Source organism: Vibrio sp. 070316B (genome assembly GCF_013114115.1).
GTDB classification, from domain to species: Bacteria; Pseudomonadota; Gammaproteobacteria; order Enterobacterales; family Vibrionaceae; genus Vibrio; species Vibrio chagasii_B.
The window spans coordinates 95,405-107,929 of sequence record NZ_VTYC01000004.1 but is presented as its reverse complement, the minus strand read 5'-3'; the positions used below and the strand labels follow the sequence as shown (position 1 = coordinate 107,929).

The following is a 12,525-nucleotide window of genomic DNA, read 5'->3' as shown; positions in this document are numbered from 1 at the left end:
TACGTTAAAATGGAACAATTCATTCTAATTAATAAAACTGGATCACATTGTTGGTAGTTTTTCGTACAAAAAGTGCCGTTAACTCCAAGAGAGAGGTTAATAATCGATAGCAGTTCAAAAATCACAGCAGTCATGGAAGCGATAATGGGGAATAAAGAATGAACAATGAGGAATTGCGATCAACGCAACAGGTAAGTGTAAGAGAGCATTTCGGCATCGATAGCGACTTAACGGTATTGGCCTTTGAGAAAGCGGGAGAGTACGTACCGAAGATCGATCCCAACTACTGTTTTGATCCTGAAGTCACGCTCGCAATATTAGCGGGCTTCACATCTAACCGTCGCACGTTGATACAAGGCACACACGGAACCGGCAAGTCTTCTCATATAGAGCAAGTGGCAGCACGATTAAATTGGCCATGTTTGAGGATCAACCTAGATGGGCACTTAAGCCGATTGGATTTCATTGGCAAAGATAGCATCGTCATTAAAGATGGAATGCAGGTAACGGAATTTAAGGAAGGCATTCTTCCACAAAGCATCCAGCAGCCTATCGCATTGGTATTGGACGAATACGACGCGGGCCGACCTGATGTGATGTTTGTGATTCAGCAACTCTTAGAGCAAGACGGCAAATACACTTCTCTCGAGCAAAACCGAGTGATCACTCCCCACCCTTCTTTCCGCCTGTTTGCTACTTGCAATACACTCGGTTTAGGTAACTTTTCCGGTTTGTACTCCGGTACTCAAGTGCTTAACCATAGCCAACTTGACCGATGGAACATCATCGCGACACTTAACTATTTAGACCCACAACATGAAACTAAGATCGTGTTGTCAAAGCGCCCTGAGCTAAACGATGAAAGCGGTCAACAGTTAGTAGAGAAAATGATCGCCACCGCTGGTTTAACGCGAAATGGATTTAGAGCGGGCGACTTATCGACGGTTATGTCGCCAAGAACAGTAATTACATGGGCTGAGAATATTCGAATATTCAACAATGTAGCCACAGCCTTTAGGCTGTCGTTCCTCAACCGTTGTGAAGATGAAGAGAAGGAGCTGGTTCGCGAATATTACTTCCGCTGCTTTGGTGAAGCTCTAGAGGATCATGCTCAGAGCTATGCTCAGTCGGAGTCTTAATCGATGGCTAATATTTCCTCCCAACAGAAAAAGATCCTCGATATTGGCGTGTCAGTTGCCAGAGCGATCAGCGGTGAGTTGAACCTGAATTACCGAGGAGCGCGCCTCTACAACGGTAGTCGTCCTTGTTATCACTTATCGGCACACACCAACGATCTCACCTTTGTGTCACGCCATGAGCTCATCAACAGTAAATTATCGATGAACGGTAAAATTGACTCCTCCGCATTGAGGTTGCTGCTTTCTGATGCTGAACTTCACTATTCATTGCGCCCCAAAAATGAAGTTGAGCGTTTACTGTTCGATTTTTGCGAACAGGTACGAATCGAGTCACAAGTCCCAGCTTACCTAAAAGGCGTCTCTAAAAGCATTCAGTTCAACTTTGCGTATTGGAGCGATCAATATCATCAAAATGGCTTTACTGAATCCCGCATTGGTATTTTGTTATTCACATTAATGCAGGTCATCCACACGCGTTTAACGGGTGTCCCAGTCTCGGAGCCCATCGCTGAAACCATTGAATCTACTCGAGCAGGCATCGTGCCTATATTCGGCAGCAGTCTAAAGCAATTAAAAGTGCATCGAGCCGATCAACATCGGTTTGCGCACTATGTCAACGAGCTCGCGTCTCTGGCACATGACCTTATCAGCGAAGAACAAGAGAGTGAAAGCTCAAGCACACCGACGATCGAAGAAGACATTAAAATCCTCGCGCAACTTGCTTTAATCGTTGATGGTGACATAGAAGATGAAGAGATTGATGCGGACATCACTGGCAGTAGTAAGGTCTTCGAATTGTCAGGCGCTAATTATCAAATATTCAATTCAGAATTTGACCAAGTGATCGCCGCAGATAAGCTCGTCCGGCGTGCCCTATTATTCGAACTGAGGCAAAAACTCACTGATGACTTGATGACGAGACAAGTGAATACCCGACGCTTAGCCGCCATGCTGTCTGGTTTTGTCGCCACACCACAACGAGTTCGACACCAAGAACACCTAGAAGAAGGTATCGTCAACGCCACCTCCATCACTAAGCTCATCACATCTCCTTCAGACCGTACGGTTTTTTATCAACCTGAAATTGGCCCGTCTCATCAATGTGCCATCACGTTTTTGATGGATTGTTCGGGATCGATGCAGAAACACAGCCACAAGCTAAGCCTACTAATGGATACGATTCTCAAATCCGTTGGACTCGCCAATATCCCCTTTGAAATTATCGGCTTCACCACCAACAACTGGAACGGTGGCAAGGTCTATCGTCAATGGCTGAAACAAAACCAACCGAAACATCCCGGGCGTTTAAACGAGGTTCGACATATCGTGTTTAAGGATTTTGATACGCATTGGAGACGCTCTCGCCTTGGCATTGCTAGCCTTCGAAAAGCGGACATCTTCAAAGAAGGAGTTGATGGAGAAGCGGTTCAGTTTGCTAGCCAGCGATTGCAGCAGCACAGTGCACAACGAAAGATCTTGTTTGTGTTTTCGGACGGATGCCCAATGGATACCGCCACCAGCACAGCCAATGATCAATTCTATTTAGACAACCACCTCAAACAGGTGATTGATCGCGAGACGACCAAGAATAATATTGAAATCCACGGCGTCGGTATGGGGGTAGATTTAAGCCCCTACTATCGCAGCAACATCACGTTGGATGCGCAAGAGAGCTGCTTGTTTGGACTATGTAGAGGGATCTTTGAGATGCTACAGCGTGTTTGAACCTATGAAGCTTTGGCTAGCAACTCGCTAGCCTCACTGATAGAGCTGGTTTATGAAGAGCCCAACAATGACCATGCCGACACGGCCATCAAATACCCACCAATCAACATCAACACCATAAATACTAACTTTCTGAGTTGGTCATTCGACAAGGGAGGCGGAAAGCGGCGCGCGAACATGGTGACAAGCGCCACCAAAGGAATAGCAATCGCAGATAGCCACAATATGCTTGCTTCCATATCGCCTGCAGCGTAAACATTCACGGTACGTGACATCGACGTGCAAGCGAACACCATCAGCAGTGTGCTTCGTACTAAATCAAGCGTAAAAGGTTGCCTGTAGAGATGATAAACAATCGGTGGACCCGCCATACCAAATAGCCCGCCCGCGAGACCAGAACTAAACCCTGACACAAAGAATGATAGGGTTGCTGAGCGCTCTGTTCTAGTTTTAGGTTTGAACATAAAACTCAAGCCTGCGAATAGCACCATAGCGCCCAACAAAGCTCGTAGAAAATGTGTTGCATATTCGCTCAATTCGCCCAGTAAGAACACCCCAAGTGACACGCCGGGGATAATACCGATCACTAACACCACAAGAATTTTGAGCTCACCAAGCAACGGCTTGCCCATTAAAGCAACCAAGCAATTGAACAAGGTCACGATACTCACCACCGCGGCAATAACATTTAGGGAAACAAGATTAAGGCTGACCGTCAAACCAATCACAATGATGCCTAATCCAAAGCCCGTGACGGTTTGAAAATAGGTGCCTAACGCAATGGTGACCAAAATGGCGAGTAAAACCGGTAACTCCATTAGCAATCCTAATTCGATACTTGTTATTTAGTGTGAGGGCGAGATCTAGGTATTCAGCTATGACCAATTAAGGCTTAATACCTAAACTCAAATCCTGATTCTTCTTTCTCTTCAACATTAGCTTCGGTATCAAAAGTTGAGTTTGCTGCTTTACCTTGCTGCGCTTGAACTGCTGTCACCGCAATCACGTTAAAAATGTCTTCCGCGCTACAGCCTCTCGACAGATCATTAGCCGGTTGATTCAACCCTTGGAGCAAAGGACCAATGGCGACCGCACCACCTAACCTTTCTGCCAACTTGTAACCTATATTGCCCGCTTCAAGGTTGGGGAAGATCAACACATTGGATTGACCTTTCACTTGGGAATCAGGCAACTTTTTAGCCGCGATTTCGGTGACAATTGCGGCATCAAGCTGAACATCTTGGTCAACCGCAATACCAGGGCAACGCTGTTTCACGATCTGCGCAGCACTGCGCACCTTGTCCACCGACTCATGTTTCGCACTACCGTTGGTGGAGAATGAAAGCATCGCCAACTTAGGCTCTTCCATTAGCAATGCCTGAGCACTTTGAGAAGCGGCTACCGCGATTGATGCCAGCTCCGTCTCATTGGGGTTAATCACCAAACCACAATCACTGAAAATCAGCCCCCCTTTTAGATTATGGAAAGGTTCACATAACATCATAAGGAAGAAACTCGATACCAACTCGCTATCGGGAGCAGGGCCGATGATCTGTAGTGCAGCTCGCACCACATCAGAAGTGGTATACACCGCACCATTTACCGTGCCGTCTACTAACCCTTCCCTCACCATCAAGTTGGCAAAAATAAGTGGGTCTTTAACCTTCTCCAAAGCATCTTCATACGTCATGCCTTTGGCTTTTCTTAACTCATATAGGCGCTCAGCTAATACGACTTTCAGAGCCGACGTTTGAGGTGAAACAATGTGAATGCCTGCAAGATTAATATGATGCAACTGCGCGGCTTCAATAATCGCCTTCTCATCCCCCACTAGCGTGATATGGGCGAGCTGTTTGTCTATCGCTAATCGTGCTGCGGCGAGCACTCGAGGATCTTCCGCTTCGCTCAACACCACGCGCTTACGATCTAAGTGAGCCTTATCAATAATCCGTTCAATTGCCTTCATGATAAAATTCCATTTATTGAGATTAATCGTTCCATAATTTAACTTTATATTATTGAAATAATAAAAAAGGTCAAATATTATTCAGATAATTGAAGGAAATTGATTTGCTATGTACACTCTTACACATAGACATATCGCAAGGATGAATCACTGTATGCAAACAGAAACACCACAAGTTCAAGGAGATACGCCAACTCTTCGACTTTTTGCTCTATTAGAGGTAATCGCACAGAAAGACGAGTTCATTTCTCTTCAAGGATTAGTCGAAGAAACCGGGCTACCGAAACCGACGTTACACCGTATGCTGCAACAACTGGAATCAGCAGGCATCATTCAAAGAGATGGTGACGATAAGCACTACAGCTCAGGTATTCGACTCAGAAAACTGGCTGAGAACCTACTGTTCAATAGCACTATGCACAGTGCAAGACGCACGATTCTTGAAAACCTGCGTGCAGAAGTTGGCGAAAGCTGCAACCTGACAGCGCTATCAAGCGGCGAGATCATCTACCTTGACCGTGCAGAAACGGAAGCCCCACTTCGTTTCCACCTCCAACCAGGATCCCGCGTTCCTGTGCATTGCTCGGCTACCGGCAAACTGTTTTTGGCTCACATGTCGAAATCACAGCGCAGACGACTGATCGAGAATGTGCCTCTGACGCAGTACACAGTGAAAACCATTACCGACTATTCCGTTCTAGAACAAGATATCGAAGAAGCGAAGATCCAAGGCTATGCGATTGACGATGAAGAGTTTCTTCCAGGTTTGGTGTGTATTGCGGTACTCATCCCATCACCAACCGGTCAATCCAACCTTGGTTTAGCAATTCAAGCACCTGTGATTCGAGTGAAGCCAGATGAAGCGATTAAGTTTTTGCCTGCACTGCAAAAAGCGGCGAAAGCACTAGCGAAAATCGAAGCAGACAACTGGGGCCAACAATAAAGCGTTAGAGGCTATCTGGCTCCTGGTCAGCGGTAAGTTCACTCACAAGGTCAACACGTGTTAAGTAATCATCAATAAGGAACCACAATGCTCAAAATCAACAACAAGCAATTACTCTCTTTTATGGTGACAGAAGCAGACAGCGCGGTTGCGGTCACCAACCCAGCAACCGGTGAGGTTATTGGCTATGCGCCAATCTCTACCGAAGTGGAATTAGATAACGCCATCAAGCGTGCACATAAAGCACAGAAAGAGTGGGCACAAGTGCCAGCTAAAACTCGCGCTGCGCTTTTGAATAATTGGTATAAGTTGATCCTTGAAAACAAAGATGATCTTGCTCGCTTAATGACTATGGAACAAGGTAAACCATTGGCTGAAGCCACTGGCGAAGTGGTTTACGGCGCAAGTTTTATTGAGTGGTTCGCCGAAGAAGCTAAACGTACCTACGGCGACTCGATCCCTAGTACGGCGGCAGATAAACGCTTAGTCACCATCAAACAGCCGATTGGAGTGGCCTGTGCCATTACGCCATGGAATTTTCCAGTTGCGATGATCACCCGTAAAGCAGCGCCTGCATTAGCGGCTGGCTGTAGCTTCATTGTGAAGCCTTCTGACGAAACACCACTTTCTGCGTTTGCGGTCGTTAAACTGGCTTACCAAGCTGGAATCCCTGAAGACCTTATTCAAGTGGTTTTAGGTAATAGTCCGGAACAAATCGGCGAACTGTTTACCTCACATCCATTAATCAAAAAGATCTCATTTACCGGCTCTACCCGTGTTGGCAGCATCTTGATGGCACAAGCCGCCAAAGGCATCAAACGTACCTCAATGGAACTTGGCGGCAACGCACCCTTTATTGTGTTTGACGACGCAGGCATCGACGCTGCCGTGCAAGGAGCAATGGCATCTAAGTTCCGTAATGCAGGGCAAACCTGTGTTTGTGCTAACCGGTTCTATATCCACAGCAAGGTACACGACGAGTTTGTGGCTAAGTTCGACCAAGCAGTACAACAGCTTAAGGTCGGCAATGGCTTAGATGAAGGCGTCAACATTGGCCCAGTCATCAGTGAAAGAGCAAAGCAAAATATCCAAGGCTTAATTGACCGAGCGATTGAACAAGGTGCACAGCCAGTGACACCAACTCAATTACTCGATGGCCAATTTATTCAACCCGTCATTCTTAAAGACGTGAAACATGACATGGACATCGTTCAGCAAGAGATTTTTGGCCCTGTCGCTCCAGTTATGAAGTTCGACAATGATGAAGAACTCATCGAGATGGCGAACGATACGATTTATGGTTTAGCGTCTTACTTCTACAGCCAGAATATTCACCGTGTGTGGAAGGTAGCAGAAGCGCTGGAATACGGTATGGTTGGCATCAATGACGGCTTGATCTCTACTGAAGTAGCACCATTTGGTGGGGTGAAACAGTCGGGTATTGGTCGTGAAGGGGCAAAAGAAGGCATCGATGAGTACATGGATATTAAGTATCTATGTTTTGGGGGAAATTAAGGTTTTGGTGGAACTTAAGGCTTCGGTGGAAACTAGACTTTTCTCTTCGCTCCTCTAACCCTCTAAAAACGAAAGCTAAAAAAAAGCCGCGCTATTATTGCGCGGCACCTTGGGCTCGGTTAAGGGGTGTTTCTTTTTTTAGTATTTTACATTCTCTGTTTTTATTATTCGTTCACTCCGCTATTTCAGCGGATTTGGCTTTTTGTGCTTTCGCTTATCTGCGATTCAACACTTTCCGACTCAAGCACTCTGCGCTTTCAACTTTAGACGCATCGCGTGTAACACTGGCTCGGTATAACCGCTTGGCTGAGCACAGCCTTCAAACACCAACTGACACGCTGCAGAAAACGCAATGCTGTTTTCAAAATTAGGCGCCATATTCTGGTAGCTTGGATCCCCAGCGTTTTGCTCATCAACAACAGCAGCCATGCGCTTCATTGTTTTCATAACTTGGGCTTCATCGCAAATGCCATGGCGTAACCAGTTTGCAATGTGCTGGCTTGAAATACGCAGCGTGGCACGGTCTTCCATGAGTCCTACGTTATTAATATCAGGAACTTTCGAACAACCTACACCTTGGTCAATCCAACGCACCACGTAACCTAGAATACCTTGCGTGTTGTTATCCAATTCATTTTGAATATCTTGTGCAGTCAGCTTTTGATTACCCAGTAGAGGAATAGTAAGGATATCGTCAACGTTCGCTCTCACACGCTCGCGCAGCTCTTTTTGGCGACTCGGAACACTGACCTTGTGGTAGTGTAAGGCATGCAAAGTAGCCGCGGTTGGCGAAGGAACCCAAGCGGTATTAGCACCCGCTTGTGGGTGACCAATTTTGGCATCCATCATCTTCGCCATGTTATCTGGTTCTGGCCACATACCCTTACCAATTTGGGCTTTACCTTGCAGGCCACAAGCTAAGCCCAGATCAACGTTTTGATCTTCGTAAGCGCCAATCCATGTCATGGTTTTCAATTGTGTTTTAGGTGCAAATGGACCCGCTTCCATACTCGTATGAATCTCGTCACCCGTTCGGTCCAAGAAACCAGTGTTGATAAAAACAACTCGATCTTTAGCGGCGCGGATACACTCTTTCAAGTTCACAGAGGTACGGCGCTCTTCATCCATAATGCCAACTTTGATAGTAAAGCGCTCTAACCCTAATGCATCTTCAATGCGACCAAAAAGTTCATTGGTAAATGCTACTTCTTCAGGGCCATGCATCTTAGGTTTTACGATATTGATGCTGTTAGCTGTCGAGTTTTGATAAGCACTGTTGCCTTTCAAATCGTGCATTGCGATCAGTGAAGTGATCATGCCATCCATGATGCCTTCAGGTACTTCATTCCCTTCATCATCAATGATCGCTGGGTTCGTCATTAAATGACCAACATTGCGAACAAACAACATGCTTCGGCCTTTAAGCGAGATCTCACCACCCGTTACGCTGGTGTACTGACGATCTGGATTCAAGCTACGAACAATAGTCTTGCCATTTTTTTCTAATGACTCTTGTAGATCACCTTTCATCAAACCTAACCAGTTACGGTAAGCCAGTGCTTTATCTTCACCATCGACAGCGGCTACTGAGTCTTCACAATCCATAATGGTAGTCAGTGCAGATTCCACCAGCACATCTTTAATACCGGCTGCATCAACGCTGCCGATTGGTGCACTAGGATCGATTTGAATTTCAATATGAAGGTTATTGTGTTTAAGCAGGATACAAGAAGGCGCACTAGCGTCCCCCTGATAACCAATAAATTGATTGCGGTCGATTAGCGTGACTTCTTCGCCGTTATCTAGAGTCGCGGTAAGCGTGTTGCCGATACTCACGTTACTGATGCTGTATTTAGTCACGTCTTTATGAGAAACGCCATTGAGCGGTGCGGCATCATCAAGGAAACCACGAGCATAACTCACCACTTTGGCACCACGTACCGGGTTAAAGCTGCCGCCTTTCTCGGCGCCATCACTCTCGCTGATCACGTCTGTGCCGTAGAGCGCATCATATAGACTGCCCCAGCGCGCGTTTGCTGCGTTAAGTGCAAAGCGCGCGTTCATGATAGGCACTACAAGCTGCGGCCCAGCTTGTGTTGCGATTTCAGGCTCAACATTGGCAGTCGTTACTTGGAAGTCATCGCCTTCAGGTACTAGGTAGCCGATCTGCTGTAGGAACTGTTTATATTCTGCAGCATCCAGTATTTGACCCGCACGCTCTTGGTGCCACACATCGATTTGATGTTGGAGATCTTCACGCTTGATAAGCAATGCTCGGTTCTTTGGTGCCAGATCTTTAAGGATGGTTGCAAAAGACTGCCAGAAGTCTTCTGCAAGAATACCCGTGCCAGGGATGACCTGTTCATTAACTAATTGGTAGAGGGTGCTATCTATGCTCAAGCTTCCCTGTTGAATACGACTGCTCATAAAATCTCTCTCAAGTTAATCACTGACTACTCACTTAAATTTACGTAACTGACGAAAATTTAGCTAATTTATGCAGCTTATAATGGACATTCACAAAAGAAATACCATAAAAATAGGGTTATTCTGTCACACCACTTTCGATTTCATTGGCGACACTTTTTATCAAGCGACGCATCCACTGGTGGTCTGGATTGGTTTGTAACAATGGGCTCCACGCCATCTTCACTTCAAAAGGTTCGATGGCAAAGGGAGCGGGTTTGATCAATAACTTAGGGTTGTTACGTTGCAGCTGTGCCGCTTTGGTTGGGATGGTAAGGATCAGGTTTTTCTGTTGCGCGAATAGAATCGCTGACAGGTAATGTCGAGTGAACACAGTAATGTTTCGGGTCTTACCAATACGCATTAGCGCTTCATCGATCCACCCTAACTTCTGCGCCTCACTTGGGTTAATCCCGACCCCCGTACCCATACCGGTTTTACTCACCCAAATGTGTTGCGCTTTTAAATAAGAAAGAATATCGAAATTGTCAGCTATCGGATTATCGCAGCTAAATAGGCAAGAAAAACCGTCGTGCCAAAGGCTCATCTGGTGAAAGGATTGAGGAATATCGTCGAAGCGGTTAATGATGATATCAACGGTCCCCTGCTCTACATCCTGATAACTCACGTCACTTGGCGTCATAATATCGAGTCGTATTTTCGGCGCTATCTCACTCAACCTTCTTAATAGCGGCTGGATAATGGTGGATTCAGCATAATCACTCGCCATGATACGGAACACGCGTTCACTGTCTTCTGCATTAAATTCCGTCGTCGGCTGCAAGGTCTTCTCTACATTCGCCAAGATGTTGCGAATCAAAGGTTGCAACTTTTGCGCTCTCTCGGTTGGCACCATTCCTTCACTGGTTCTCACCAACAATGGATCCTCAAATAGATCGCGTAATCGGCGCAGTCCATTACTCATTGCAGGCTGAGTAATACCTAACTGATTCGCTGCACGTGTAACGTTTCTTTCACGTAGCAACATGTCTAAATACACAAGTAAATTAAGGTCTATACGAGCAATATTCATATAAAAAATACCGAATATAATAACTATAAATTAACAAAATTATCACATGTGTGATTATTCTTTGTCCATAGCAAAGTTTTAATCCAAGCCAATTTGGCAACCATACCCCACGTGAAACTAAGGAATAGTTATGTCGCAAATTACACAAGATATCGAAATGATAGAAGTTGCAAAAAGCGCTGCAGGTGCTCCATGGGATGCAATCAATGCTGAATCTGCTGCTCGTATGCGAGCTCAAAACAAATTCAAAACAGGTCTAGATATCGCGCAATACACGGCAGATATTATGCGTGCGGATATGGAGGCTTACGATAAAGACAGCTCTCAATACACTCAGTCTCTAGGTTGCTGGCACGGTTTTATCGGCCAACAAAAGCTGATTTCTATTAAAAAGCACTTTGATGGTAAAACAGATCGCCGCTACCTATACCTTTCTGGTTGGATGGTTGCAGCACTTCGTTCAGAATTCGGCCCACTTCCAGACCAATCAATGCATGAGAAAACGTCAGTTGCAGGCCTAGTTGAAGAGCTATACACCTTCCTACGTCAAGCAGATGCTCGTGAATTAGGTGGTTTATTCCGTGAACTAGATGCAGCTCGTGAAGCTGGCGATGTCGACCTACAAGACCGCATTCAAGACAAAATCGACAACCACGTAACACACGTAGTGCCAATCATCGCCGATATCGATGCAGGCTTTGGTAACGCAGAAGCGACATACCTAATGGCTAAGCAGATGATTGAAGCAGGTGCATGTTGTCTACAAATCGAAAACCAAGTTGCCGATGAAAAGCAATGTGGTCACCAAGATGGCAAAGTAACCGTACCTCACGCTGATTTCCACGCGAAACTTCGTGCACTTCGTTACGCTTTCCTTGAGCTAGGCATCGACAACGGCATCATCGTTGCTCGTACCGATTCACAAGGTGCAGGCCTAACCAAAGAAATCGCAGTAGTGAAAGAGCCAGGTGACCAAGGTGACATCTACAACTCTTACCTAGATGTTGAAGAGATCGATGTAGCTGACATGAAACAAGGCGACGTTTGCTTCAACCGTGAAGGCAAGCTGGTACGTCCTAAGCGTCTACCATCTGGCTTGTACCAATTCCGTCAAGGTACTGGTGAAGACCGCTGTGTATTTGACTGTATTGAAGCAATTAACGCTGGTGCCGACCTACTTTGGATTGAAACAGAGAAGCCTCACATCGGCCAAATCAAAGAGATGATGGATGGCGTTCGTGAAGTACACCCTAATGCGAAACTGGTATACAACAACTCTCCATCGTTCAACTGGACACTAAACTTCCGTCAACAAGCATACGACGCAATGGTTGAAGCTGGTGAAGACGTTTCTGCCTACGACCGTGCTAGCCTAATGAGTGCTGAATATGACGAAACTGAATTGTCTAAACGAGCTGATGACAAGATTCGCACATTCCAAGCAGATGCGTCTCGTGAAGCAGGTATCTTCCACCACCTAATTACTCTACCTACTTACCACACTGCAGCGCTGTCTACCGACAACCTTGCGAAAGAGTACTTCGGTGACCAAGGCATGCTGGGCTACGTTGCTAACGTTCAACGTAAAGAGATCCGCCAAGGTATCGCATGTGTTAAACACCAAAACATGTCTGGTTCAGATATGGGTGATGACCATAAAGAGTACTTCGCTGGTGAAAACGCACTAAAAGCAGCGGGTGAACTGAATACATCGAACCAATTTGATTAATCGCTAGCA

Annotated in this window: 9 protein-coding genes; 5 read left to right on the top strand and 4 right to left on the bottom strand. The window is 45.9% G+C overall.

What is annotated here, in order from left to right; all coding sequences use genetic code 11:
- Nucleotides 1-158 precede the first annotated feature (158 nt).
- On the top strand, nucleotides 159-1,139 hold the full coding sequence (locus F0251_RS05475; protein WP_171730530.1) for a MoxR family ATPase: 981 nt from the start codon (nucleotides 159-161) through the stop codon (nucleotides 1,137-1,139).
- Nucleotides 1,140-1,142: 3 nt separating this feature from the next.
- Complete coding sequence (locus F0251_RS05470) at nucleotides 1,143-2,864, top strand: cobalamin biosynthesis protein CobT (RefSeq protein ID WP_171730529.1); 1,722 nt, start codon at nucleotides 1,143-1,145, stop codon at nucleotides 2,862-2,864.
- Nucleotides 2,865-2,914: 50 nt separating this feature from the next.
- Here the strand turns inward: F0251_RS05470 and F0251_RS05465 are convergent, their stop codons facing one another.
- Both F0251_RS05465 and pta read right to left on the bottom strand, forming a co-directional pair.
- On the bottom strand, nucleotides 2,915-3,682 hold the full coding sequence (locus F0251_RS05465; RefSeq protein WP_171730528.1) for a sulfite exporter TauE/SafE family protein: 768 nt from the start codon (nucleotides 3,680-3,682) through the stop codon (nucleotides 2,915-2,917).
- 74 nt (nucleotides 3,683-3,756) lie between these two features.
- Entirely contained in the window at nucleotides 3,757-4,830 is a 1,074-nt protein-coding gene (gene pta / locus F0251_RS05460; protein WP_171730527.1) for a phosphate acetyltransferase, read from the bottom strand.
- Between the two features lie 154 nt (nucleotides 4,831-4,984).
- Between pta and F0251_RS05455 the strand changes: the two genes are divergently transcribed.
- Nucleotides 4,985-5,773: an IclR family transcriptional regulator gene (locus tag F0251_RS05455; RefSeq protein ID WP_008215739.1), complete on the top strand. Its 789-nt coding sequence runs from the start codon at nucleotides 4,985-4,987 to the stop codon at nucleotides 5,771-5,773.
- An 87-nt stretch (nucleotides 5,774-5,860) separates the two neighbouring features.
- Nucleotides 5,861-7,288 carry an NAD-dependent succinate-semialdehyde dehydrogenase gene (locus F0251_RS05450; protein ID WP_171730526.1) on the top strand — a complete coding sequence of 476 codons (1,428 nt, stop codon included), beginning with the start codon at nucleotides 5,861-5,863 and terminating at the stop codon, nucleotides 7,286-7,288.
- A 240-nt stretch (nucleotides 7,289-7,528) separates the two neighbouring features.
- Here F0251_RS05450 and F0251_RS05445 read toward each other — a convergent pair whose 3' ends face one another.
- Entirely contained in the window at nucleotides 7,529-9,715 is a 2,187-nt protein-coding gene (locus F0251_RS05445) for a malate synthase G (protein ID WP_171730525.1), read from the bottom strand.
- A gap of 118 nt (nucleotides 9,716-9,833) precedes the next feature.
- Nucleotides 9,834-10,787, bottom strand: a complete 954-nt coding sequence (locus F0251_RS05440; protein WP_061032182.1) for a LysR family transcriptional regulator — start codon at nucleotides 10,785-10,787, stop codon at nucleotides 9,834-9,836.
- Between the two features lie 130 nt (nucleotides 10,788-10,917).
- Between F0251_RS05440 and F0251_RS05435 the strand changes: the two genes are divergently transcribed.
- The gene (locus tag F0251_RS05435; RefSeq protein WP_061032181.1) at nucleotides 10,918-12,516 is read left to right on the top strand and encodes an isocitrate lyase; all 1,599 of its coding nucleotides are present in this window, start codon (nucleotides 10,918-10,920) and stop codon (nucleotides 12,514-12,516) included.
- Nucleotides 12,517-12,525 lie beyond the last annotated feature (9 nt).